Source organism: Pseudomonas sp. Arb-4-2C (genome assembly GCF_055755015.1).
Genome location: NZ_CM146899.1, coordinates 3,061,206 through 3,086,714 on the forward strand (window position 1 = coordinate 3,061,206; position 25,509 = coordinate 3,086,714).

At 60.1% G+C, this 25,509-nt stretch carries 14 protein-coding genes; 6 read left to right on the forward strand and 8 right to left on the reverse strand.

Annotated features, from left to right (window positions below):
• Nucleotides 1-4: 4 nt before the first annotated feature.
• Entirely contained in the window at nt 5-2,299 is a 2,295-nt protein-coding gene (locus tag AC0J41_RS13640; protein ID WP_473015917.1) for a fatty acid cis/trans isomerase, read from the reverse strand.
• 155 nt (nt 2,300-2,454) lie between these two features.
• On the opposite strand from AC0J41_RS13640, the gene metH reads away from it, so the two are divergent.
• Nucleotides 2,455-6,165: a methionine synthase gene (gene metH, locus AC0J41_RS13645; RefSeq protein WP_473015918.1), complete on the forward strand. Its 3,711-nt coding sequence runs from the start codon at nt 2,455-2,457 to the stop codon at nt 6,163-6,165.
• A gap of 57 nt (nt 6,166-6,222) precedes the next feature.
• Here the strand turns inward: metH and AC0J41_RS13650 are convergent, their stop codons facing one another.
• Nucleotides 6,223-13,281, reverse strand: coding sequence for an NEL-type E3 ubiquitin ligase domain-containing protein (locus tag AC0J41_RS13650; RefSeq protein WP_473016002.1), 7,059 nt, complete (start codon nt 13,279-13,281; stop codon nt 6,223-6,225).
• A gap of 178 nt (nt 13,282-13,459) precedes the next feature.
• Here AC0J41_RS13650 and AC0J41_RS13655 point away from each other — a divergent pair, with 178 nt between their 5' ends.
• Complete coding sequence (locus tag AC0J41_RS13655) at nt 13,460-13,678, forward strand: DUF2970 domain-containing protein (RefSeq protein ID WP_025112547.1); 219 nt, start codon at nt 13,460-13,462, stop codon at nt 13,676-13,678.
• A gap of 6 nt (nt 13,679-13,684) precedes the next feature.
• Here AC0J41_RS13655 and AC0J41_RS13660 read toward each other — a convergent pair whose 3' ends face one another.
• The gene (locus AC0J41_RS13660) at nt 13,685-14,758 is read right to left on the reverse strand and encodes an ABC transporter substrate-binding protein (RefSeq protein WP_473015919.1); all 1,074 of its coding nucleotides are present in this window, start codon (nt 14,756-14,758) and stop codon (nt 13,685-13,687) included.
• 524 nt (nt 14,759-15,282) lie between these two features.
• On the opposite strand from AC0J41_RS13660, the gene AC0J41_RS13665 reads away from it, so the two are divergent.
• Together AC0J41_RS13665 and AC0J41_RS13670 are read left to right on the forward strand one after the other, a co-directional pair.
• Entirely contained in the window at nt 15,283-16,941 is a 1,659-nt protein-coding gene (locus AC0J41_RS13665) for a nitrite/sulfite reductase (RefSeq protein WP_473015920.1), read from the forward strand.
• A complete protein-coding gene (locus tag AC0J41_RS13670) occupies nt 16,925-17,419 on the forward strand; it encodes a DUF934 domain-containing protein (protein ID WP_025112550.1) in 495 nt (164 codons plus the stop codon). The genes AC0J41_RS13665 and AC0J41_RS13670 overlap by 17 nt, the downstream gene beginning before the upstream one ends.
• A 65-nt stretch (nt 17,420-17,484) precedes the next feature.
• On the opposite strand, the gene sohB is transcribed toward AC0J41_RS13670, so the two are convergent.
• The gene (gene sohB, locus AC0J41_RS13675; RefSeq protein WP_025112551.1) at nt 17,485-18,516 is read right to left on the reverse strand and encodes a protease SohB; all 1,032 of its coding nucleotides are present in this window, start codon (nt 18,514-18,516) and stop codon (nt 17,485-17,487) included.
• Between the two features lie 205 nt (nt 18,517-18,721).
• On the opposite strand from sohB, the gene AC0J41_RS13680 reads away from it, so the two are divergent.
• Together AC0J41_RS13680 and AC0J41_RS13685 are read left to right on the forward strand one after the other, a co-directional pair.
• Nucleotides 18,722-19,432 (forward strand): histidine phosphatase family protein, encoded by a 711-nt coding sequence (locus AC0J41_RS13680; protein ID WP_473015921.1) that lies wholly within the window; start codon nt 18,722-18,724, stop codon nt 19,430-19,432.
• A 64-nt stretch (nt 19,433-19,496) separates the two neighbouring features.
• A complete protein-coding gene (locus AC0J41_RS13685) occupies nt 19,497-19,814 on the forward strand; it encodes an SCP2 sterol-binding domain-containing protein (protein ID WP_007967870.1) in 318 nt (105 codons plus the stop codon).
• Between the two features lie 167 nt (nt 19,815-19,981).
• Here the strand turns inward: AC0J41_RS13685 and AC0J41_RS13690 are convergent, their stop codons facing one another.
• Genes AC0J41_RS13690 through AC0J41_RS13705 form a run of 4 tightly spaced genes read right to left on the reverse strand, consistent with a single transcriptional unit; the run spans nt 19,982 to nt 25,481 of the window.
• Entirely contained in the window at nt 19,982-21,556 is a 1,575-nt protein-coding gene (locus AC0J41_RS13690; protein WP_473015922.1) for an ABC transporter ATP-binding protein, read from the reverse strand.
• Between the two features lies 1 nt (nt 21,557).
• Nucleotides 21,558-22,580 carry an ABC transporter permease gene (locus tag AC0J41_RS13695; RefSeq protein WP_473015923.1) on the reverse strand — a complete coding sequence of 341 codons (1,023 nt, stop codon included), beginning with the start codon at nt 22,578-22,580 and terminating at the stop codon, nt 21,558-21,560.
• Nucleotides 22,580-23,644: a microcin C ABC transporter permease YejB gene (locus AC0J41_RS13700; protein WP_473015924.1), complete on the reverse strand. Its 1,065-nt coding sequence runs from the start codon at nt 23,642-23,644 to the stop codon at nt 22,580-22,582. Before AC0J41_RS13700 ends, AC0J41_RS13695 begins: the two co-directional genes overlap by 1 nt.
• Nucleotides 23,631-25,481: an extracellular solute-binding protein gene (locus tag AC0J41_RS13705; protein ID WP_473015925.1), complete on the reverse strand. Its 1,851-nt coding sequence runs from the start codon at nt 25,479-25,481 to the stop codon at nt 23,631-23,633. Before AC0J41_RS13705 ends, AC0J41_RS13700 begins: the two co-directional genes overlap by 14 nt.
• Nucleotides 25,482-25,509: the final 28 nt, after the last annotated feature.

Here is a 25,509-nt window from a genome sequence, read left to right on the forward strand (position 1 = left end):
ACGATCAAAGATTCTCGTAGCGGTTCATGTCCAGCACGCCCTCTTCCACCGGGTCGGTTTCGTGGATGTATTGGCTCAGGTCGTGGAAATAGAACCAGAATTGCGGATGACTGCGGCGAATCCCCCAGCGTTCGACGATTTTCTCGAAGCGCTCGGCATCCTTGGCGTTTTCCATTGCATCGACAAACTCCGGTACTTGCTCGGCCGGAATGTTGAATATGAAGTTCGGATAACTGCTGAGCACGCCCGGATAAATCGTCAAAGTGTCGAGTCCCGGTTGATAGCGCAGCGATTCACCCAGCAGGAACGCCACGTTGCTGTGCGCACGGTTGCGCAGCAGGCTGTACACCTCACGTTTGCCGCTGCGGGTTTCGATGCGCAGCATGGTGGCTTCGGGCAATTGATCGATCACTTTCAGACCGGCCGCTGGACGCGAGGTCAGGCGACTGAGGGCCTGCTCGGCATTTTGCAGCGCCGGGTCGATATTCGGCCGCGAGCAGTAGGCGCCAGCACAGCGATTGATCGGGTCGGGCCGCGCATTGAGGTCGCCGTAACGCGCCAGCAACTGCATGGCGAAATCGTATTTCGGGTCCTTCGAATCGAGTTTCAGTGCAGTCGGCTTGTCGTCGTCAATGGCCTCGTAATCGAGCCACATCTTGAACTGGCCGCTGCTCTGGTACCAATCGTCGAGGTAATCCTCGCGGGAATCGGCCGGCATCAGACGCAGGAAGTTCTGCTCGGCGCCGTTGCGGATCAGGTCGAAATACAGACGGGTCTGCGCCTGATGCGAGACGTTGCCGAACACATCGAAGTTGACCGCCAACTGGTAATAGGTGCGCTCCAGCAACGGATAGTCGAACAGCCACAGAGTCTGTGGCACTTCGCCGATCAAGCCTTTGGTCACCGAGGCGCTGTCGAAGTGGCGGAAGATGCTCAGCAGCGCGTTGTCGTTGCCGGCCCACAAGGTCGACCAACTCGGCGGCGGTTGATCGGCGTAGCTGTCGCGGCGCAGGGCCTCGTATTCATTACGTTTGTTGCGGTAGTTGTGCCACAGGCTCAGGACACTGCCGACGTCGTCATTCTGCCCGGGCATCGCCAGCAATGGCGTGGCCTGCCCGCGATAGTTGGGGTCGGTGATGTACAGGTCATGCTCCGGGGCCTGGAACAGCGCCCAGAAGTTGTCGCGAATCACATCAGTCGCGATCTGCCCGCGGCACACTGGCCCGCGAATGAACGTACGCACGAAGTATTCGGCGTTATCGAGCATGAACTGATAACGCGCCTGGGCCGGAATCGCCTCGAAGGTGGCGAACGGGTTGGCGCGGCTCTGCGGGCCGTAACCCGGCAGCGCATTGACCTGCCAGTTTCCGCTGTAGAACAGGCTCTTGACCCGCGCCATCTTCGCCGCGCTCAGCGGATAGGTGATGTGGGTCTTGTGCACGATCACCCCTTGCACCGGCCACAGGCGGTAATACACCTGAGTGCCCGGGTCATCGTTCGGGCGACGGGTAGCGATCAGGTCGATCGGCTGGCCGCTCGGCGTGCGCGAACGCACCCACTGGAAGTAGTGCCCCGGCTCGCCGTCCTTGAAATAGATGTGCGCCAGGAACCAGTGCTCGAACAACCAGCGCCCGACCAGACTCTGCCGCGCTCCCGGGGTGTTGAGCAGGTTTTCCCACTGGACGATTTGCAGCGCTTCTCGGGCGCTCGGCGCCAGGCCTTGCTCGTCAATCGGCGCACCAGACGCCAGCCAGCGCTGCAACGTCTGGTATTGCTGATCGGTCAGGCCGGTCACCGCCAGCGGCATGCCTTCTTTCGGGTGGGCGCCGGCGTAGCCTTCAAACTCGGCGGGCATCGCGCACATGTTTTCTCGCTGCAGGCCAAGCACGATGTCTTCCGGCAGTTTGGCATTGGGAGTCAGCGGGGTTTTGTGCCCCAGTTCCAGCATCCGCGCCATCAGCGCCGCCTGACTGCCCTGGGCGTCGAGCACCGAATAGAAGCCCTTCTGCTGCCAGGCGCGTTTGCCGAAGGCGTCATAGAACAGTCGAGTGGTCGGCGCGGCCTGGGTCCGTTCACCGTCGTAGACCGGCATCTTGCTCGCGCCACGCCCAGCGCCTTCGCCGCTGCCCAGATTGAGCTGACAGGCGGAGTCGTAGCACGCGTGGCAGGCCACGCACTTCTCGGTGAAGATCGGTTGAATGTCACGGGTATATGAAATGGAAGGCGAAATCGAGGGCTCCTGCGCCACCGCGCCAAAGCTTGAGAACAGCAAGAAAATGCTGATGACGCGGTACGACATGCCCTTGATCCCGATCCTGAAAAAAACGCCGCAATTCTACAGTATGACGCCCGTACCAACATGAACGATATTCATGCAAAAGCGTGACATGCTCTAAAACCGCACAGGTTTGTTATGATCCCGGCCCTTCGTAATGGTCTTTTCGAGTAGTCCAAATGTCCGATCGCAGCGTCCGCCTTCAAGCTCTCAAGCAAGCCCTCAAAGAGCGCATCCTGATTCTCGACGGCGGCATGGGCACGATGATCCAGAGCTACAAGCTCGAAGAGCAGGATTATCGCGGCAAACGCTTCGCTGACTGGCCGAGTGACGTCAAGGGCAACAACGACCTCTTGGTGATCACCCGTCCGGACGTGATCGGCGGCATCGAGAAAGCCTACCTGGATGCCGGCGCCGACATTCTGGAAACCAACACCTTCAACGCCACGCGCATTTCCATGGCCGACTACGGCATGGAAGCGCTGGCCTTCGAATTAAACGTAGAAGGCGCGCGCTTGGCCCGCAAGGTCGCCGACGCCAAGACCGCCGAGAACCCGGCCAAGCCGCGCTTCGTCGCCGGCGTGCTCGGCCCGACCAGCCGCACCTGCTCGCTGTCGCCTGACGTCAACAACCCGGGCTACCGCAACGTTACCTTTGATGAGCTGGTGGAAAACTACACCGAGGCTACCAAAGGTCTGATCGAGGGCGGCGCCGACCTGATCCTGATCGAAACCATTTTCGACACCCTCAATGCCAAAGCGGCGATCTTCGCCGTGCAAGGGGTGTTCGAAGAGCTGGGCTTCGAGCTGCCGATCATGATTTCCGGGACCATCACCGACGCCTCCGGCCGTACCCTGTCGGGCCAGACCACCGAAGCGTTCTGGAACTCGGTGGCGCACGCCAAACCGATTTCCGTCGGCCTGAACTGCGCCCTCGGCGCGCGTGAGTTGCGTCCGTACCTGGAAGAGCTGTCGGACAAGGCCAGCACCCACGTGTCGGCGCACCCGAACGCCGGCCTGCCGAATGAATTCGGCGAGTACGACGAGTTGCCGGTGGACACCGCCAAAGTCATCGAAGAATTCGCCCAGAGCGGTTTCCTCAACATTGTCGGCGGTTGCTGCGGCACCACCCCGGGCCACATCGAAGCCATCGCCAAAGCCGTGGCCGGTTACGCACCGCGGCAGATTCCGGACATTCCCAAGGCGTGCCGCCTGTCGGGTCTGGAGCCGTTCACCATCGATCGCAGCTCGCTGTTCGTTAACGTCGGCGAGCGCACCAACATCACCGGCTCCGCCAAATTCGCCCGCCTGATCCGTGAAGACAACTACACCGAAGCCCTGGAAGTCGCCCTGCAGCAGGTCGAGGCCGGCGCGCAGGTGATCGACATCAACATGGACGAAGGGATGCTCGATTCGAAGAAGGCCATGGTGACCTTCCTCAATCTGATCGCCGGTGAGCCGGACATCTCCCGCGTACCGATCATGATCGACTCCTCGAAATGGGAAGTGATCGAAGCCGGCCTCAAGTGCATTCAGGGCAAGGGCATCGTCAACTCGATCAGCATGAAAGAAGGCGTCGAGCAGTTCATCCACCACGCCAAACTGTGCAAGCGCTACGGCGCCGCGGTGGTGGTGATGGCGTTCGACGAAGCCGGCCAGGCCGACACCGAAGCGCGCAAGAAAGAAATCTGCAAACGCTCCTACGACATTCTGGTCAACGAAGTCGGCTTCCCGCCGGAAGACATCATTTTCGACCCGAACATCTTCGCCGTGGCCACCGGCATCGAAGAACACAACAACTACGCTGTGGACTTCATCAACGCCTGCGCCTACATCCGCGACGAGCTGCCGTATGCCCTGAGCTCCGGTGGCGTGTCCAACGTGTCGTTCTCGTTCCGTGGCAACAACCCGGTGCGTGAGGCGATCCACTCGGTGTTCCTGCTGTACGCGATCCGCGCCGGCCTGACCATGGGTATCGTCAACGCCGGTCAGCTGGAGATCTACGACCAGATCCCGCAGGAACTGCGCGACGCCGTCGAAGACGTGATCCTCAACCGCACGCCGGAAGGCACCGATGCCCTCCTCGCCATTGCCGACAAGTACAAGGGCGACGGCAGTGTCAAGGAAGCCGAGACCGAAGAGTGGCGCGGCTGGGACGTCAACAAGCGTCTGGAGCATGCGCTGGTCAAGGGCATCACTACCCACATCGTTGAAGACACCGAAGAATCGCGCCAGTCGTTCGCCCGTCCGATCGAAGTGATCGAAGGGCCGCTGATGTCCGGCATGAACATCGTCGGCGACCTGTTCGGCGCCGGCAAAATGTTCCTGCCGCAGGTGGTGAAATCCGCCCGCGTAATGAAACAGGCGGTGGCACACCTGATCCCGTTCATCGAGCTGGAAAAAGGCGACAAGCCCGAAGCCAAGGGCAAGATCCTCATGGCCACCGTCAAGGGTGACGTGCACGACATCGGCAAGAACATCGTCGGCGTGGTGCTGGGCTGTAACGGCTACGACATCGTCGACCTCGGCGTGATGGTCCCGGCAGAGAAGATTCTGCAGGTAGCCAAAGAGCAGAAATGCGACATCATCGGCCTGTCCGGCCTGATCACCCCGTCGCTGGACGAGATGGTCCACGTCGCCCGCGAAATGCAGCGTCAGGATTTCCACCTGCCGCTGATGATCGGTGGCGCGACCACCTCCAAGGCGCACACGGCGGTGAAAATCGAGCCGAAGTACAGTAACGATGCCGTGGTCTACGTCACCGACGCCTCGCGCGCCGTGGGCGTGGCGACCCAGTTGTTGTCCAAGGAGCTCAAAGCCGGTTTCGTCGAGAAGACCCGCGCCGATTACGTCGATGTGCGCGAGCGCACCGCCAACCGCAGCGCCCGCACCGAACGCCTGAGCTATGCAGCAGCCATCGCCAAGAAACCACAGTTCGACTGGGCCGGTTACACCCCGGTCAAACCGACGTTCACCGGCACCCGGATGCTGGACAACATCGACCTCAACGTTCTGGCCGAGTACATCGACTGGACGCCGTTCTTCATTTCCTGGGACTTGGCCGGCAAGTTCCCGCGCATCCTTGAAGACGAAGTGGTCGGTGAAGCCGCCACCTCGCTGTACAAAGATGCTCGCGAGATGCTCAGCAAACTGATCGACGAAAAGTTGATCAGCGCCCGTGCGGTGTTCGGCTTCTGGCCGGCCAATCAGGTGCATGACGACGACATCGAACTGTACGGCGATGACGGCAAGCCAATGGCGCGCCTGCATCACCTGCGTCAACAGATCATCAAGACCGACGGCAAACCGAACTTCTCGCTGGCCGACTTCGTTGCACCGAAGGACAGCGAAGTGACCGACTACGTCGGTGGTTTCATCACCACCGCCGGCATCGGTGCCGAAGAAGTCGCCAAGGCTTATCAGGACGCTGGCGACGATTACAACTCGATCATGGTCAAGGCCCTGGCCGACCGTCTGGCCGAAGCCTGCGCCGAATGGCTGCACCAGCAGGTGCGTAAAGAACACTGGGGCTATGCCAAGGATGAACAGCTGGACAACGAAGCACTGATCAAAGAGCAGTACTCAGGCATCCGCCCTGCCCCGGGCTATCCGGCTTGCCCGGATCACACTGAGAAGGCCGCACTGTTTGCGTTGCTCGACCCGGAAGCGGCCGAAATGCGCGCTGGCCGCAGCGGTGTGTTCCTCACCGAACATTACGCGATGTTCCCGGCTGCAGCGGTCAGCGGCTGGTACTTTGCCCATCCGCAGGCGCAATACTTTGCCGTGGGCAAGGTCGACAAGGACCAGGTGCAGAGCTACACCTCGCGCAAGGGTCAGGACCTGAGCGTCACCGAGCGCTGGCTGGCACCAAACCTCGGCTACGACAACTGATCAAACGGGTTGATCCCGGTGCCGGTTTAACCGGCGCCGGGCACTGTGCTTTCAGTTTCAGACGTTGGACAGATGCCGTGAAGAGCCCGGGACAGGCGCTTTTACAGCATTGATTGCATCGATTTCCTGCTGCGAAAGCTCGATCATTTTCACGTTACGTTCGGCCGTACGATCGAACAACCGGTTCAAGTATTCTGGATCGTCGGCGCTCAGCCCGTCATCTTCCCCGTCCTCAAGCAATTGCAGCTCGTCCAGTTTCCTGAAGACCTCGGGGTATTTCTCCTGAAGGTATTGCATCCAGTAATCGCGCTGAATCAGATCTTCCAGAAATTTGTCGGACCGCTCGGCATTGCTGACTTCCGTTCGCGCCTCGACCAGTTGTTGCGGGCCGATGCCCGAGGCATAGGTCATGTTTTTTGGCTGTCCTGGCAGCTCCAGGCCGTCCTCCCAGCCGGCGGTCAAACCGATTCGATACCCCAGGCGCATCTCGGCCTCATCGAAACCACTGCGTGTTGCCGCCGCTTTCGCCAGTTCGTCGACCTGGTCGAGGCGAAACAATCGCCGCGACAGATTCAACAACACTTCACCTTTTGCGCCTGATAGATCGGACGGCAAATCAAGCAACGCGTTATGAGTGAACACCTTGGTTTCCAGACCGCTGAAGGTCAGGATCCGCCCGTCAACGCAGGTGCCGTGGGTGGATGAGCTGGCAAAGATGACTTCCCTGAGCTCGGTGTCGGCTGCGGCGGCTTCCATGACGGTCCAGACCCGTCGCGTCAGGTCAGCATTGGCCACCCTGAATTCGCGCGTGTCCTGCAGTCGCTCCAGCAGATGGAAGAACGCCGCGCTGTCCGGCTCTGCAGCCAGTTGTTCCCACAACGCATCGCGATCCGCCAATTGTGCCGTAGCGAAATTGGCCAGCCATGGGGCTTTGTATTGCGCCTGCGATGGGTCAATCGACACGATCTCGTCGGATTCAATGCTGTCAGTCGTTTCGGTCAACCCGCCCGCGCTGTCGTCAATCAGCTCTTCAAGATCAGCGCGTGAGAAACCCAATACCCGGTGACGTTCCCCCGCTACCTGATACGCCCGGAGCCGCTCAAGGCTTTCCTCGGACAAATTATAGTTGTCGGTCAAGTCAGTACCGTTCATCAATTGCTCGTGCGTACCGTCAAGTGCCTCCTCTGGCAGCGTAGTGATGTCGTTACGGCTCAGATTGAGCATGCGCAGATGCTCCGCCTGCAGCGCACCTTCCGGCCAGGCCAGCAAATTGTTGTTGCGCAGATCGAGCGCTTCCAGTCGCCCGAAATAATTGACATCGAACGACTCCAGGTTGTTGTAGCTCACATCCAGCGAAGTCAGATGTTCCAGGCCGGAAAGGGACTCGTACAAGTGCTCGGGATCGTAGAATCGGTTACTGGATAGCTCCAGCTGCTCCAGTTCAGACATGTTGCGCACCGATTGCGGTACAGCCTCCAACTCATTACCGCCAAGCGCCAGCGTTCGCACCTGCGTGAAGGCGTTGAGGAAACCGTTGGCCCCCTCGGTGCTCAGTCTGGTACCCGTCAGATTGAGCGTGCGGACATGCGCAAAATCTTCCGGTAGTGCCGGAATATCTCCCAGTTGCAAACCGTTCAGATCCAGCACGGCTTGCGTCACACCTTGCAGGTTGGGCAACCTTGCCCGCCAACAGGTGAGGATTCGCCAGGCCGCCAGACTGCGGGTCTGCGAAGAGATGACCCAGCCTGTTCCATGGGTCTCGCGAGTGTACAGCCAGCCATTCAATTGGCGCACCAGCGTATCAAACGTCTGGTTCCAGGTGCTGATCCGACCACCTGTTTCAGCATTCGTCGCTCCGCTGCCGCGCATCTGCTCAATCAACTGCGCCGCTTGTTCGCCACTGAAGGCCGGCTGCATGCGCTGCAGACTGTTGATCATCAACGTCTCACCTTCGCCTGTCGCCGCGTGGGGAAGTGGCAACAAATACCTGGCAACCGAAAAACCGTTCTCTGCTGGAGGAAAGGTCAGCGGTACCGGTTCGTTGGCAAAGGCTTCGAGTGCGCCCTCGGGCAGTCCCGTTTCAAACTCGATCCGCTGTTGCACAGCCCGCAGCGCTGCCGCCGTGGCTGGTGTCAAAGGGTTACCGGTCAGATTGCTGTTGATCACGGCATGGCTGTCCAGAAACGCTGGAGGCAACGTGGTGATCTTGCTGCTACGCAAGTCCACCCAAGTCAGTTGGCTGAGCGCCTCAGCCCCCGCGGGCCAGGTTTGCAGATCGGTGCCTCGTAAATTCAGCGCCTTCAAGCGCGTCAGGCCAGCGACGCTCAATCCGGTCAAAGGATTGTTATGCAGATCCAGATATTCGAGGGCCGGCAATGACTCCAGGCCCTCCTGCAACCGGGGCGTGTCAGTCAACAGATTGTCGCAGAGATCCAGGCGCGACAGCCTCGTCAGGCTACCCGGCACAATGGGCAATTCATGCAGGGCGTTGTCACTCAGGTCGAGCGTCTGCACCTCCCGAAAAGCCGCCAGGAAGTCGCGCAGTTGCAGGGCATCTACTCGCTGGCCCAAAAGCAGCAAGGTGCGTACATGTGAGAACGCATCGGCAGATAATTGCGGAAGCTCGCTGAGCATCAACCCTGACAAATCCAGCGTCGAGGCGGAAACCGTCGCACCGTAGCGTTTGAAAAGTCCCTTGCGCCAACTGTTTCTGATGGCATGCGTCGCGTTGGAGCGTCCGATTATTTCCCTGAGTGACTCTTGCGAGACCATGCCCGTTTGCAGCCAGTCAATAAGCTGCCTGTCGAGGGTTGCAAACTGCTCACTCAAGGCTTCGATGGCTGTGAATCGTTGCTGCTCGTCAGGCCATTGCTCAAAGAAACGGTCGAAGATGCTCTGCGGCGGTGTGCTCAAGCCTTCGCCCAGACGGTTCAACTCACCTTTGCAGTAGTCCCTGACCATCGCTTCGCGGTCAATAAGATGCTCGGGATGTGTCTTGACGTACTCATAGGCGACCTTGAAGTTTTCGCGGGAGAACTTCGACCAGTCAAGTGACAACCCCGACCACAACTTTTCGTGCCCTTCGAGCAGCCCTGCGGGCAAGGTGTTGATCCCGGTGTCCTTGAGGTTCAGACGTTCGAGATCAGGCAATTCAAGTACCCCGGCCGGCCATTCGAGCAAGGAATAGGCAGCGATCTCGAGTTTTCGCAGTTTGTGCAGTTGGCTGACGTCGAAGGCAATCGGCTGGTAACCCGACGAACAGACTGTCAGCTCTTCGAGCTGGGTCAGCCTGCCCAACCGTGCCGGCATGTCAGCGGCAAACGGGATCGCGCCATAAAGCGTCAGATGGGTCAGTCGGTCCATTCCCTGTAAGGCTTGCGGTAGATTGCTGAACGTTTCGCTGGTCGCATTGATGGTCAGTTTTTCCAGTTGCGGAAAAACGCCCAGCAGCGCGTCGGCATTCGTATCGGTGATGCAGCGACCGCGAACATTCAGCTCCCGTATGTGAGAAAAGTCTGCTGTCAGAAGCGGTAGCGCCTCATCACAAACCAGATCCAGCTGTGCGAAGCGTGGATGAATCTGCGCCAGCGGTGAGGTGCGCCAGCTCTGCTTGATGTTGCGCACGGTGCTGGACTTGCCACCGATCATCGATTGCAGCGTCGGTTCCGGTGTCGGCTCACCCTCCCATTCGGCCAGTGTCGCCTCAAGCGCCTGCCATTCGCGGGTACGCCTTTGCAGTAGCTCATAGATTTGTGCATCGCTCTTGCCCGACGCCAACTGCTGAAGAATGAACCCGCCCGCCTGCTGATCGGTGAGGGCTGGATAGACATTCTGCACCCGTGTCACCAGCAGCGGATTAACGCCCTGCCCGCGTCCGCTGGCGTAGTAACCGAGGCCATGCCCCGGCACGCGCAGCGGGGGCTTGAAGGATGTGCTGACGCCATGGCGCTTGCCGGCCAACCGGGCCAGTTCAGCGCGATGTAGATGGACATGGTCAATCACCAGTCGACGCAGGGAGGCACTCTGACTGACGTCGGCCAGCCCCAGGGCCTGACGCGATTTGTCAGGCAGGGCATGCATGACCGAGGCGAAAAAGTTATCGCCCTGCCGAGCAATACCGTTGAGTTCCTCTGCACGTTCGTTGAAGGCCTGATAGGAAGGGCCACGTTTGACCAGGTATTTGAGCTGGCGGGAGTTCTCATCGCCGAGACTATCGATCAACCGCCCGTGGGTACTGCCCTCGCGCACCTCCAGACGTACATCGGGCGACCAGCCAGGCAATCTTTCCAGCACCCGCAGAGCCAGCCACTGGCTCTCGGCCGACGCCAGGTTTTCCATGTGCAAGCCGGCGATGGCATGATCGAAGCGCGTGCGCTGCGCATAACCTCGCGATGCCTCCAGCAACCTCAAAGGTACGCGCCCGCCGCTGTCCAGACGCGCCAGCTCCTCGGCATCAGCCTGCAGCAACACCCTGATGGCTGCCGGGCGGCCCAACCCGGGTGTCGCTCGTTGCAGTCTGGCAATCCGCGGATCATGCAGATGCGGTTCGGCATAGAGCTGCTCGAACATCGCCGGCTGGCGGCTCTTCAGGAAATCCGCCCACTGCTTTCTGAATTCGGCTGGTCGGTGTTCACTGACGCGGGCCGCTTCAGCCCCCAGCAACCGGATAATCTCCGCTTCATCCAGCGCATCCAGAATACGCGCAGGCATGTGCCCACTCAGGACATCGGCGCGAGTGATCCGGATCGGTGCCTTGACACTGGCACCCGGCAATAACGACTCAGCGCCATGCTTGACGCTTGCTCCGGACAACTGCGGCCCGTCGAAAATCTCAAATACGCGCCCGACAGGCCATCGAGGCATTTGCGGCAGCAGTGGCAATGTCAGCAGGAACGGGGCGTCGAGGCTGGAGCCTTGCTCGATCTGGTCGATGATCCGGCTCACGCCTTGGTCAGCCTCGAACAGGCGCAACGTATCGGCCAATGCCAGAGGCGCAGGCAGATGATCCCTGTGCATCTGGCGCAGCGCGTCATCACTGACCCCGCTGACATCCGCGATGTTGAGCAATTGCTCATCGGAAAAGGCTTCGGTGCAATGGCCCATGCGGCGCAGCAGAGTCAATCGATCCCAGGTCAGCGGACGCTCCAGCGTATGCCGCCAGGCGCCCAGACGATTGTGTTCGAGGATGGGGCGATAGGCGGAGGCATCGGTCGGATGCAGAATGCGCCATTGCTTCAACTGTTGGTCAAATTGCGTCTGGTAGACCTTGCCCTGCTGACGAATGTACGTCTTGCCATTCAATCGATGCAGGCCTTGCGCATCAGGGACAGACGCTGGATTCAGCTCGACGGGGCTTTCATAGGACGCCAGGTCGGGGGTCCATAAACGCAATGCGCCATCGGGGCGCTCAATCAGTTCAGCCCTCTCGATCACCGCGACCGGCTTGGCCGCGATCAGTCTGCCAAGGCCTTTTCCGACACCGGCCATGACCCCGATCAGCGCGAGGTTTTCCGCCACATCGATGAGGTGCGCCTTGGCGGCCTGACGGTCACCTTCAGTCCATTCGACAGCCCCCTCGAGCGACTCATACAGCAATTGACCGGCCATGACCGTCATCATGATTTCGCCCAGCACCGGTACGAACATCGACACCATGTTCAGCGCGAGCATGCCGAATTCGAGCAGATGATTGAGCCTTTTCGCGCGGACATTCGCATCGACATCAGCCGTTGGTACGGCGTGAGCACGCGCATCGGTGATGAACTTGTCGTAGTGCTGCTCATAGAGGTACTGCCACAGATCAGTATTGGCTGCCCAGAGACCCGCCACGCCTTTGCGGACAATGCCGTACGGGTCGAGATAGGGATCCTCCTCCGGTTCACGTTTGCCCGGACGCTCGGGCGGCAGCTCCTTGATCTGTGTGAAAACCGAAATCGGTGAAATCATCTGGATGACTTTCACCCAGATCGAACGCATCGGGTCCACTGGGGCATCCGCCGAAGGCCGGGTGAATTGGCTGAAGTAGTAAGGGCGGTCGGCATAGGCCACGAACTGACTGAAAAAGCGCTGATAGGCAGTCGACGCTTCATTCGATGGCACAGCGTCTTGCGCCGTGAATTTGCGTTTGAATACTTCGCGCATCTGCGCTGAGGTATAGCGTTTGAGCGGATGCTCCGGGTCATGCGGGATATAGACAATGAACTCGTTGGTGTAGCGATAGCGTTCGCTGATGCTGAATACCACGCAACCGGTCATTCTGTGCTTCATCAGGCTCAGGTCGCGAAACCACACGGCCTTTTCGCCCAGGCGTGGATGGACCTCGCCGTCAACGACCGACAGCAGCATTCTATAGTCGGCCGGTTCGATGTCTTTCTTCGACAGGGCCAGCTCTGCGGCTGCGCGCAATGCGGTTTTCTGGCTGCTGATGAATTGCTCGCGCAATGCGCCGGTCGACTGAAAAAACGCTTTCACGCGAGCCTGGTATCGGGCGCCAATATTCAGCGTACGACACAGCGACAGAAACTCGCTGACGGTGATAGCAGCCGTCACGGCCTGGAATGTACCGGGAGCCGACGTTTCTACGACGAATCCGGATTCGCGATGGAAGGCCCCTTCTTCACATTCCGATGCTTCGAAATTATGCAGGGCTGCCTGCACCAGTGAGAGTTTCAAGACTTCAAAACTGGACACTTCGATGTCCAGCGCACTGACTTCCAGAGCGTGCCTGAGACACACCTGGGTTTTGTTGACGTCGAACTCGACGTTGAATTGATCTTTAAGCGCCTTTATCAGTTGAGCCTCGGCAAATGCTTCGCTGCTCTCAAGTGCCGCCATCGTCTTGTCCAGCCGTGACTGGGCAAGAAAGCCTTCAGTGGTGCGCGCCTGCAAGTCGCGTAATTGCTCTGCAGACAACTGCTGATACCACTCCGGCAACTGCGTGCCGACACGTCTGATATGGGCACGACGTTCGGCGCTGGCGTCGACCAGCCAGCCGGGTACCACCTGCTCAAGGCGTTTGCCGTGAATACTCGCGCTGGCCAAGACCTTCTTTTCAACAGGCAACGAGCTGCGGGAATTCTTCGCCGCTGCCGGCTGCGTCGGGGGATGAATCGACATTCTGTCGCTCCTGAAAAATGGAACGACAGAACACCATTTCCGCCTCGGTTGACTGCGGTAGATAGTTATCGCATTGGCCACGAGTTGTTACCGACTGCGTCTACAGTGAGACGGTGGCAACAGCACAATCCGACAGGTTGGCTATGCTCTCAGGGGAACCTACACAGACGGGGGATTTATGGACGATCCAGTCGACAACAAACCGCCGAGCTTCTGGCAGATGCTGCACAGCGTGATGGCGGCGGCGTTCGGGGTGCAGAGCGGGAAGAATCGGGCAAGGGACTTCACGCATGGCAAGCCCAGCCATTTCGTGATCCTGGGGATCGGCTTCACCGCCGTGTTCGCCCTGACACTGTTTGCCATCGTCAAGCTGGTGCTGCATTTCGCCGGTGTCTGACGGCGTTCAGTGCATCAGGGTCTGCAGGTCGAACGGATAGCGATAGGAAGCGGGATGACCCTTGGCTGACAGTTTGCGAAAATTTACCCCATAGCCTGCCGGTGAACCCATGGCCAGCATCTGCCGGGCACGGTTTTTGTCGATCAATTGCAACAGCGGCAACTGTCGGTCGCGACCGCCATAGCGGTCCAGATCGACGCCCTGTTGATAATCATGCAACTCCACCAGCGCCCAGCCGCCAAGGGTGAAATGCCCTCCCACCAGCGCGCTCAAGCGGCCATCGACCACCGCTTGCAACGCCTCGTGCGAGGTATTGACCGCACTGAACAGAGCATCCTTGCCCGGCACCTTGCCAACTTCGGCAAACGCACGCATCGCACCGAATGCCATCTCATCATTGGCTGACCACACCAGCGATACGTTCGGATAGCGCCTGAGCAGTTGTCGGGCCTGTTCGTAAGCGCGTTGTTGTGTCCAGCCGCTGTACACCAGTTGCCGCAACCGCACCTGCGGATGTTCGGCCAGGGCGCGCTGCATGCCACGTTCGCGCAACTGCGCCGACGGCGTGATCTTCAGACCGGAGAACGCCAGCGCCTCGATCGGCTCGCCGCGGGCCACAGCGGGATGCAGGCGAATCAGCTCTTTCATCATCAGGTAGCCGCCCTCCTCGTCATTGGGCACCAGACTGCCAATGCGATCGGCCCGCTCGCCAACCAGTGCCTGCTGATTGGGGGTCAGCACCGCGTTGACCATGAACAGCTTGACTCCGCTGCCTTCTGCCAGCCGCAGGATCTGCGGTGCAACGTACTGTTCGTTGACGAACATCAGGTAGTCGGGACGATTCGGTCCCTGCAGGGCAATCCTGGCCTGGGCCACGGTGAGTTCAGGCTGGCGCCGGGAATAGAGAATCTGCAAATCGATGCCCAGGTCTCGAGCAGCCGCCTGCATGAATTGCGAATAGCTGACCCAGAAGGCTTCCTGAGTCGAACCCGGATTGAGGAACAGCACCGACTCCGCTTGTGCCGCGGATCCGAAAACCGCGCCGAACAGCAGAAGGCTGAGGCGGACAAACTTCAACATGAATGATCCGGGCCCAAGGAAAAATGGCCGCGCATTATAGCCCTCGAACCAGCGGCTATTGACGCCTGATCCCGTTTTTTGTCCGACAATCGTCGGAAGCGGACCCGGATCGGTCGTTTATTGATGACTGACCCAGAATACCGCTGTCCCTACAACGAGAATGATCAGGAACAGAATGGCCCACGCATCGACACTGCTATCGCTCTTTCTTGCCTTGGTCGGATTGCTCATTGCATCGCCTCTTGTCGGTTTTATCGGTGATTGCAGAAAGACTCGATCACAGTTAAGACGATGATTGTCCCCGCGACAAATGTGGGTTAATCAACAACCATTCTCGTTAGGCGATTTGGTTCTTTACATATACTCAAACATCACTTTTGCGCATAACTGCAAACGGGTATATTGCCCCGGCTCCGTTAGGGAGTGCGCGGCCGTGCGCGCGTAATTGCAGAGGCACCATCGGACTCCAGCAAGCGAAAACGCAGCGTTTTCCGAGTAGCCCAAAGCCTGAGAACAGGACTTATATGTACGTATACGACGAGTACGATCAGCGGATCATCGAGGACCGCGTCAAGCAGTTCCGTGATCAGACCCGACGCTATCTGGCAGGTGAGCTGAGCGAAGAAGAATTCCGCCCCCTGCGCCTGCAAAATGGCCTGTATATCCAGCGTTTCGCGCCGATGCTGCGCGTGGCGGTGCCGTACGGCCAGCTGACTTCGCGTCAGACGCGCATGATGGCCAAGATTGCCCGTGACTACGACAAGGGCTACGCCCACATCAGTACCCGGCAGAACGTGCAGTTCAACTGGCCGGCGGTGGAAGACATCCCCGACATCCTCGCGGAACTGGCTACTGTGCAGATGCACGCGATCCAGACCAGCGGCAACTGCCTGCGCAACGTCACCACCGACCAGTTCGCCGGTGTCGCGGCCGACGAATTGATCGACCCGCGTCCGTGGTGCGAAATCGTCCGTCAGTGGACAACCTTCCACCCGGAATTTGCCTACCTGCCGCGCAAATTCAAGATCGCCGTCAACGGTTCGACCGCTGACCGTGCGGCCATCGAAGTCCACGACATCGGCCTTGAGCCGGTACGCAACGAAGCCGGTGAACTGGGTTTCCGCGTGCTGGTCGGCGGCGGCCTGGGCCGTACCCCGGTGGTCGGCGCGTTCATCAACGAGTTCCTGCCGTGGCAGGACCTGCTGAGCTATCTCGACGCCATCCTGCGGGTCTACAACCGCTACGGCCGTCGTGACAACAAATACAAGGCGCGGATCAAGATCCTCGTCAAGGCCCTGACGCCTGAAGTGTTTGCGCAGAAAGTCGATGCGGAAATGGAGCACCTGCGCGGTGGCCAGACTACCCTGACCGACGCCGAACTGCAGCGCGTGGCCAAGCACTTCGTCGACCCGGACTACAAGGCGCTGGACAACCAGACTGCCGCCCTGGCCGAACTCGACAAAGAACATCCGGGCTTCGCCCGCTGGCGCAGCCGCAACACCCTGGCGCACAAGAAGCCGGGCTATGTCGCCGTGACCCTGTCGCTGAAGCCGACCGGCGTTGCCCCGGGCGACATCACCGACAAGCAGCTCGATGCCGTCGCCGATCTGGCCGACCGCTACAGCTTCGGTCAACTGCGCACCTCCCACGAGCAGAACATCATTCTGGCCGACGTCGAGCAAAGCCAACTGTTCACCCTGTGGGGCGAGTTGCGCGAAGGCGGTTTCGCCACGCCGAACATCGGCCTGCTGACCGACATCATCTGCTGCCCTGGCGGTGATTTCTGCTCGCTGGCGAACGCCAAGTCGATCCCGATCGCCGAATCGATCCAGCGTCGCTTCGACGACCTCGACTACCTGTTCGACATCGGTGAGCTGGACCTGAACATCTCCGGTTGCATGAATGCCTGTGGTCACCACCACGTCGGCCATATCGGCATCCTCGGGGTGGACAAGAAAGGTGAAGAGTTCTACCAGGTCTCCCTCGGCGGCAGCGCCAGCCGTGATGCGAGCCTGGGCAAGATCCTCGGCCCGTCCTTCGCCCAGGAAGCCATGCCTGACGTGATCTCGAAGCTGATCGACGTGTACGTCGAACAACGTACCGAAGACGAGCGCTTCATCGACACCTACCAGCGTATTGGCATCGACCTCTTCAAGGAACGCGTCTATGCAGCGAATCATTAAGAACAACGAGGTTGTCGACGAAACCTGGCACTTGCTGCCCAAGGACGCGACCCTCGACGGTATTTCCAACTGCGACGACCTGATCGTGCCGCTGGCCTTGTGGCGTGATCATGCTCATGCCCTGAAAGCCCGCGACGGCGGTCTGGGTGTGTGGCTCGACGCCGATGAAGAGGCCGAGGAAATTGGTGACGACGTTGCGCAGTTCCAGGTGATTGCCTTGAACTTCCCGGCATTCACCGATGGCCGTAACTACTCCAACGCCCGCCTGCTGCGTGACCGTTACGGTTTCAAGGGCGAGCTGCGGGCGATTGGCGACGTGCTGCGCGATCAATTGTTCTACCTGCATCGCTGCGGGTTTGACGCCTTTGCCATCCGCGCGGACAAAGACCCGTACGAAGCCCTGGAAGGTCTCAAGGACTTTTCGGTGACCTATCAGGCCGCCACCGACGAACCGCTACCACTGTTCCGTCGCCGCTAAACTGTCAGGTTTACTGCGCACACAAAAACGCCGGTCATTGACCGGCGTTTTTTGTGGCTGACTGTTTACCAGAAACGCTGTTGCGTCAGGCGACTCCACCAGCTCAGCAGCACGCGATCGACCGAACCGCTGGCCGCCATGCCGATGCGCTCCTGCAGGCTTTTGCGTTCGGCGTAATGCAGGTGGTAAACCTCGGCTTTCTTCGCCCGGTCAGCCAGGTATTCGTCGCTGGTCTTGAGTTCATCGACCAGTTGTTTGTCCAGCGCTGCAACGCCGAGCCAGACTTCACCGGTGGCCACTTCGTCGATAGCCAGTTGCGGGCGATAGCGGGCGACGAAGTTCTTGAACAACTGATGGGTGATGTCCAGGTCTTCCTGGAACTTCTCCCGGCCCTTTTCGGTGTTTTCGCCAAACACGGTCAGGGTGCGTTTGTACTCACCGGCGGTCAGCACTTCGAAATCGATATCGTGCTTCTTCAGCAGACGGTTGACGTTGGGCAACTGCGCGACCACGCCGATGGAGCCGAGAATCGCGAACGGCGCGCTGATGATCTTCTCGCCAATGCACGCCATCATGTAGCCGCCGCTGGCTGCGACTTTGTCGATGCACACGGTCAACGGCACGCCGGCCTCGCGGATGCGCGCCAGTTGTGACGACGCCAGGCCGTAGCTGTGGACCATGCCACCGCCGCTTTCCAGACGCAGCACCACTTCGTCTTTTGGTGTGGCGAGGGTCAGCAATGCGGTGATTTCGTGGCGCAGGCTCTCGGTGGCCGAGGCCTTGATATCGCCGTCGAAATCCAGCACGAACACCCGGGATTTGGCATCGGGTTTGTTCTTCTGCTTCTTCTCGGTCTTTTCCGATTTGGCCTGGCCCTTGCGCAGCGCCTTGAGCTGATCCTTGTCGAGCAAGGTCTGCTCCAGCCGCTCACGCAGGCCTTTGTAGAAATCGTTGAGCTTGCTGACCTGCAACTGCCCCGCCGACTTGCGCCGGCCCTTGCTGCGCAATGCAGCAAAACTGGCCAGCACCACCAGAATGGCGACCACCAGGGTTACGGTCTTGGCCAGGAAGCTGGCGTATTCGGTGAAAAACTCCACAGAGACTCCTTAAAACAATGCGCGGATGCAAAAACACGCGCGGGATGGTTCCAGCATACCCATGCGCCGCCTTGTCGGCCAGCCGTGAAACCTCTGGCAACAGGCCTGTAACAAGCATTTCAAACAAGCGTATGTTTTTTCATTGACAGCACTCCGTCATCCTCATAACCTCGCCAAACCTTCAACGTACCGGGATGACGCGGACGTGGGCAGCATCTATCTGATTCGACATGGCCAGGCCTCCTTCGGTGCAGACGACTATGACGTCCTGTCGCCGATCGGTGTGCGCCAGGCAGAAATCCTCGGCCAGCACCTGGCCGAGCTGGGCATCAGCTTCGATCGCTGCCTGTCTGGCGACCTGCGCCGTCAGCAGCACACGGCCACCAGCGCGCTGGAGCAATTGACCGCCAAAGGCCTGGCGGTACCGCCCCTGGAAACAGACGCTGCATTCAACGAGTTCGATGCCGAAGCGGTTATCCGCGCGCTCATTCCCGCCATGCTCGCGGACGAACCGGAAGCCATCGACATCCTGCGCAACGCCGCGCAGAACCGCGCCGAGTTCCAGCGCATCTTCGCTCTGGTCATCGAGCGCTGGCTGGATGGCACCTACGACACGCCGGGCCTGGAAAGCTGGCTGGGGTTCGTCGAGCGGGTTCAGGGCGGGCTGCAGCGCATCCTCGAACAGGCCGACGGCAACCAGAAAATCGCCGTGTTCACCTCCGGCGGCACCATCACCGCCCTGCTCCACCTGATTACCCAAATGCCAGCCAGACAGGCATTCGAACTGAATTGGCAAATCGTCAACACCTCGCTCAACCAGCTGAAGTTCCGCGGTCGCGAGGTGGCTTTGGCCTCCTTCAACAGTCATGCGCATCTGCAGCTGCTGAAGGCTCCGGAACTCATCACTTTCCGCTGAGTCCGGATTACTGTGAACCTTGCTGTAATCACCCAGCTCCCATTACCCAAGAAAGGATCGAACCATGACCTCCGTAGCTGATGCCGTAAAAGCAATGCAAGCCAAGTTCAACCCAGCCGCTGCTGCTGGTCTGGATCTGGTCTTCGGTTTCAACATCACCGACGAAGACAAGCACTACGCGCTGATCGTCAAAGACGGTACTTGCGACATTCAGGAAGGTGAAAACGCCGACGCCAACTGCACCCTGGTGCTGGACAGTGCAACCCTGAAAGACATCGTCAGCGGTGAAACCGACGGCATGCAGGCGTTCATGGGCGGCAAGCTGCGCGTTGAAGGCGACATGATGCTGTCGATGAAACTGTCCGAACTGTTCCCGTCGTAAGACGTCGCTCGGTTTGCAGAAAATCCCGCCCTGGTGGCGGGATTTTTGCGTTCAGGCATCAAGGATTTCGCTGAAGCAACGACTGCCTTCGCGAGCAAGCCCGCTCCCACAATGGATCCGGTGGGAGCGGGCTTGCTCGCGAAAGCGTCAGCTCTGGCAATAGCTCATCAACCGGCAAATGACGCGGCCAGCAGCTCCTGCGTATAGGGGTGCTTAGCCGCGCTGAAAAGACTGCCGGTCTCCCCGCGCTCCACCACCTGACCTTCCTTCATCACGATCAGATCATGAGCCAGCGCCCGCACCACCGCCAAGTCATGGCTGATGAACAGGTAGGTCAGACCATGCTCTTGCTGCAAGCGCCGCAGCAGCGCGACGATCTGTTTTTGTACCGTGCGATCCAGTGCCGAGGTTGGCTCATCGAGCAGGATCAAGTCCGGCTTGAGCACCAGCGCCCGGGCAATGGCGATGCGTTGCCGCTGCCCCCCTGAAAACTCGTGGGGATAACGATGCCGCGTTGCCGGATCGAGACCCACTTCGAGCAACACATCAATGACCGCCTGCTCACGCTGCGTGGCATTCAAGTCGCTGTGTACCTGCAATCCTTCGGCGATGATCTGCTCGACGCACAGGCGTGGGCTGAGGCTGCCGAACGGGTCCTGAAACACCACTTGCAGGCGTTTGCGCAGCGGCCTCAGTTGCTTGCCGCTCAACTGCTCCAGCGCCTCACCGGCAAAGCGAATGCTGCCCTCGGCGTCGATCAGCCGCAAAATCGCCTGACCCAATGTCGACTTGCCCGAACCTGACTCGCCGACAATGCCCAGGGTCTTGCCACGCTGCAGGCTCAGATCAATACCCTTGACCGCCTGCAGGTAAGTCTTCGGCCGCCACCCACCGCCGCCCAGACGAAAACGCACATTCAGATCGCGCACCTGCAACAACTCTTCGGTCGCGTCGAGACATAAGGCATGCCCGCCAGGTTCGGCATTCAGCAACTCGATGCTGTAAGGATGCTGCGGCGCACGGAACAGCTGTTCGCACGATGCCTGCTCGACGATCACGCCACCACGCATCACCGCCACCCGCTGGGCGATCGTGCGCACCAGATTCAAATCGTGGCTGATGATCAGCAGCGCCATGCCGAGCCGCTGCTGCAGCGCCTTGAGCAACAACAGAATCCTGCGCTGCACGGTCACGTCCAGCGCGGTGGTTGGCTCGTCGGCAATCAGCAACTGCGGTTCACAGGCCAGCGCCATGGCAATCATCACCCGCTGGCGCTGGCCGCCGGAGAGCTGATGCGGATAGGCCTTGAGCCGCTCCCGAGGCTTGTGGATGCCGACCAGCTCCAGCAACTCCAGAATGCGCTCACGGGCTTGCGCGCCCGCCAGGCCTTTGTGCAGCGCCAGGCTCTCGCCGAGTTGCCGTTCGATCGTGTGCAGCGGATTCAGCGAACTCATCGGCTCCTGAAAAATCATCGCGATGCGGTTGCCGCGCAACCGGCGCAGATAACGCTCATGCACGCCGAGCAGTTCCTCGCCGTCGTAACGAATGCTGCCGTCGATCTGCGTGATGTTCGGGTCGAGCAGCTGCAGGATGCTGTGAGCGGTCACCGATTTGCCCGAGCCGGACTCGCCGACCAGCGCCAGGCTCTCGCCCGGGCGGATGTCGAGGTCGATGCCGTGCACCACTGGCTGGCCGTTGAAAGCAACGCGAAGGTCGCGTATTTCGATCAAGTGTTCAGACATATCAAGTCCTGGGGTCAAACGCATCTCGGCAGGCTTCGCCGATAAATACCAACAGAGAAAGAATCAGCGCCAACGCAAAAAACGCGGTCAGCCCCAACCACGGTGCTTGCAGATTGCTCTTGCCCTGACCGATCAGCTCGCCCAGCGAAGCGCTGCCAGCGGGCATGCCGAAACCGAGGAAATCCAGCGCCGACAGCGTGGCAATCGCCCCGGTGAGAATGAACGGCAGGTACGTCAGGGTCGCGCTCATCGCATTGGGCAGAATGTGGCGGCTGATCACCTGCGCATCGCCAACCCCCAGCGCCCGCGCGGCTTTCACGTACTCCAGGCCACGACTGCGCAGGAACTCGGCGCGCACCACGTCAACCAGGCTCAGCCAGGAAAACAGCACCATGATCCCCAGCAGCCACCAGAAGTTCGGCTCGACGAAGCCGGACAGGATGATCAGCAGATACAACACCGGCAGCCCCGACCACACCTCCAACAACCGCTGCCCGAGCAGATCAACCCAGCCACCGTAATAGCCCTGCAAAGCGCCGGCGACGATGCCGATCAGCGCACTCGCGGCGGTCAGCGCCAGCGCAAACAGCAACGACACCCGCGTCCCGAAGATCACCCGCGCCAGTACATCCCGCGCCTGATCGTCAGTCCCGAGCAAGTTGCTCAGGCTCGGTGGACTCGGCGCCGGCTCGGTCAGGTCGTAATTCACCGTGTCGAAACCGAACGGAATCGGCGCAAACCACAGACGCCCGCCCTGCCCCTCGATCAGCTGCCGCACCTGCGCACTGCGGTAGTCCGGCTGAAACGCCAGCTCACCGCCGAAATCCTGCTCGGTGTAGCGCTTGAACGCCGGGAAGTACCACTGGCCCTGATACTCGACCAGCAACGGTTTGTCATTGCCGATCAATTCGCCGCCCAGGCTCAGGCCGAACAACAGCAGAAACAGCCACAACGACCACCAGCCACGTCGATGCGCCTTGAACCGCGCCCAGCGGCGCTGTCCGATGGGAGATAGAGTCAGCATCAGGCAGTCCTCGCGGTGAAGTCGATGCGCGGGTCGACCAGCCTGTAGCACAGGTCACCGAGCAGTTTTATCAGCAGGCCGAACAGGGTGAAGATGAACAGCGAACCGAACACCACCGGGTAGTCGCGCGACACCGCCGCTTCGTAGCTGAGACGGCCGAGGCCATCGAGGGAGAAGATCACTTCGATCAACAGCGAACCACCGAAAAACACCGTCACCAGCGCCTGGGGCAGACCGGCAACCACCAGCAGCATCGCGTTGCGAAACACATGGCCGTACAACACCTGACGCTCACTCAGCCCCTTGGCCCGCGCCGTCACCACGTACAGCCTCGAGATCTCGTTGAGAAAACTGTTCTTGGTCAGGATGGTCAGCGTGGCGAACCCGCCGATGACCAGCGCGGTGACCGGCAACACCAGATGCCAGAAGTAGTCCGCGACCTTGGCCCACGGCGTCAGCTCGGCAAAGTTGTCCGAGACCAGTCCGCGCACCGGGAACCAGTCCAGTGCACTGCCACCGGCAAATACGATGATCAGCAGCAGCGCAAACAGAAAACCCGGCATCGCGTAGCCAATGATGATCGCCACGCTGCTCCAGACATCGAACGCCGAGCCGTTGTGCACCGCTTTGCGAATGCCCAGCGGAATCGACACCAGATAGGTGATCAGCGTCGCCCACAGGCCCAGCGACAAGGTCACCGGCAGTTTCTGCCAGATCAGTTCGGTGACGCTGGCTCCGCGGAAAAAGCTCTGGCCGAAATCCAGCTGCGCGTAGCTTTCAAGCATCAGCCACAGGCGCTCACCGGCCGGTTTGTCGAAGCCGTACTGGCGCTCGATGTCAGCCACCAGTTTCGGATCGAGGCCACGGGTCGCGCGGGATTCGCCGCCGATGGTTTCCACATGACCACCGCCCACCACAGCACCGACGCCGATGCCCTGCAAGCGCGCAATCGCCTGCTCTACCGGGCCACCCGGCGCCGCCTGCACGATGACGAAATTGACCAATAGAATGGCGAGCAAGGTCGGCACAATCAGCAGCAGACGCCGCAGGCTATAACCCCACATGGGCGTAATCCTTTTGCTGTTGCTGCATTTGCGTGGCCGTCAGCGCGGTCGGGCTGATTTCCCACCAGGTGTCGAGGCCGGCGTCGTACAGCGGTGCCGTTGCCGGGCGGCCGAAACGGTTCCACCACACGGTGGAAATCCCCGGCGGGTAGTAGTTGGGAATCCAGTAGTAGCCCCACTGCAACACCCGATCCAAAGCGTGGGCATGACGCAACAGGCTGTCGCGGTTGTCGGCCTGCACCAGCCCTTCGAGCAACGTATCGACCACGGGATCACGCAGCACCATGTAGTTGTTGGAGCCAGGATCGTCCGCACCGTCGGCACCGAAGTAATTGAACATCTCGCGCCCCGGCGCCTGACTCACCGGATAGCCGACCACGATCATGTCGTAGTCGCGATTGCGCACACGGTTGGTGTATTGCGCGGTGTCGACCTGGCGAATATCGAAGCCGATACCGATCTGCGCCAGGTTGCGCTTGAACGGCAACAGCAAGCGCTCGAAACCTTTCTGGCCGTTGAGGAAGGTGAACTGCAGCGGCTCGCCATCGGCGTTGACCAACTGATCACCATGGGGTTTCCAGCCGGCCGCTTCCAGCAGTTTCAACGCCTGCAACTGCTCGGCGCGGACATTGCCGCTGCCGTCGGTTTTTGGCGCTTCGAACACTTGAGTGAACACCTCATCAGGAATCTGGCCACGCCACGGTTCGAGGATTTTCAGCTCCTCGGCATCCGGCAACGCGGTGGCCGCCAACGCACTGTGCGAGAAGTAACTGCGCTGGCGCAGGTACATGCCGCGCATCATCTGCCGATTGCTCCACTCGAAGTCCCAGAGCATGGCGATGGCCTGACGCACCCGGCGATCCTGAAACAGCGGTTTTTGCAGATTGAACACGAAACCTTGCGAACCCTGCGCGGCCCCCGGTGCCAGGTGTTCACGGAGCAGCTTGCCCTGCTCCAGCGCCGCCCCGGCATAACCGATGGTGTAGCTGGTCGCGGAAAACTCGCGGTTGTAGTCGAAGCCGCCGGCCTTCAATACTTGCCGGGAAACATCGGTGTCGGCGAAGAACTCCACGCTCATGTGATCGAAGTTGTACAGCCCGCGAGTGATCGGCAGGTCCTTGGCCCACCAGTCGACAACGCGCTGAAATTTCACGCTGCGCCCGGCATCCACCGTGCTGATGCGGTACGGGCCGCTGCCCGGCGGGATCTCGAAACCGGCACCCTCGGCGAAGTTGCGCGTGCGCCACCAGTGCTCGGGCAGCACTGGCAGCGTCGCCAGATCCAGCGGCAAGGTGCGGCTGTCGTTGTTCTTGAACAGGAAGCGCACTTGCGTCGGCGATTCGACCTGCACCTCGGCGACATCACGAAACTGCTGACGGTATTTCAGGCTGCCCTGAGTGGTGAGCAGTTCGAAGGTGTAGCGCACGTCTTCGGCGGTGATCGGCGTGCCGTCGTCAAACCTGGCCTCGGGATTGAGGTAGAAACGCAGCCAGCGGCGATCCTCATCCAGCTCCATCTGCTGCGCCACCAGACCATAGACGCTGTAGGGTTCATCCTTGCTGCGATAGGCCAACGGTGCGTAGAGCCAGCCGTCGACTTCGGCCACACCAGTGCCTTTGTCGATGTAGGGAATCAAGTGATCGAACGGGCCGCTTTCCAGCGACGAGCGCCGCAGCGTACCGCCCTTGGGGGCGTTGGGGTTGGTGTAGGCCAGGTGCTGGAAGTCGGGGGCGTACTTGGGCGCTTCGCCGTAGACCGTCAGCGCTGGTTGCGGGGTGGCCCAGCCGAATGAGGTTAAAAGCGAAACAGCGCTGAATAAAATGAGCCTGGAGAACATTGGCAGATCCTTTTACGCGGTGCTGCGA

Excerpts from the sequence above, each read along its gene's own strand:
- metH (WP_473015918.1), top strand. The coding sequence starts at position 2,455 with ATGTCCGATCGCAGCGTCCGCCTTCAAGCTCTCAAGCAAGCCCTCAAA.
- AC0J41_RS13670 (WP_025112550.1), top strand. The coding sequence starts at position 16,925 with ATGCAGCGAATCATTAAGAACAACGAGGTTGTCGACGAAACCTGGCAC.
- AC0J41_RS13640 (WP_473015917.1), bottom strand. The coding sequence starts at position 2,299 with ATGTCGTACCGCGTCATCAGCATTTTCTTGCTGTTCTCAAGCTTTGGC.
- AC0J41_RS13685 (WP_007967870.1), top strand. The coding sequence starts at position 19,497 with ATGACCTCCGTAGCTGATGCCGTAAAAGCAATGCAAGCCAAGTTCAAC.
- AC0J41_RS13705 (WP_473015925.1), bottom strand. The coding sequence starts at position 25,481 with ATGTTCTCCAGGCTCATTTTATTCAGCGCTGTTTCGCTTTTAACCTCA.
- AC0J41_RS13665 (WP_473015920.1), top strand. The coding sequence starts at position 15,283 with ATGTACGTATACGACGAGTACGATCAGCGGATCATCGAGGACCGCGTC.
- AC0J41_RS13700 (WP_473015924.1), bottom strand. The coding sequence starts at position 23,644 with ATGTGGGGTTATAGCCTGCGGCGTCTGCTGCTGATTGTGCCGACCTTG.
- AC0J41_RS13695 (WP_473015923.1), bottom strand. The coding sequence starts at position 22,580 with ATGCTGACTCTATCTCCCATCGGACAGCGCCGCTGGGCGCGGTTCAAG.
- AC0J41_RS13650 (WP_473016002.1), bottom strand. The coding sequence starts at position 13,281 with ATGTCGATTCATCCCCCGACGCAGCCGGCAGCGGCGAAGAATTCCCGC.
- AC0J41_RS13690 (WP_473015922.1), bottom strand. The coding sequence starts at position 21,556 with ATGTCTGAACACTTGATCGAAATACGCGACCTTCGCGTTGCTTTCAAC.
- AC0J41_RS13655 (WP_025112547.1), top strand. The coding sequence starts at position 13,460 with ATGGACGATCCAGTCGACAACAAACCGCCGAGCTTCTGGCAGATGCTG.
- AC0J41_RS13660 (WP_473015919.1), bottom strand. The coding sequence starts at position 14,758 with ATGTTGAAGTTTGTCCGCCTCAGCCTTCTGCTGTTCGGCGCGGTTTTC.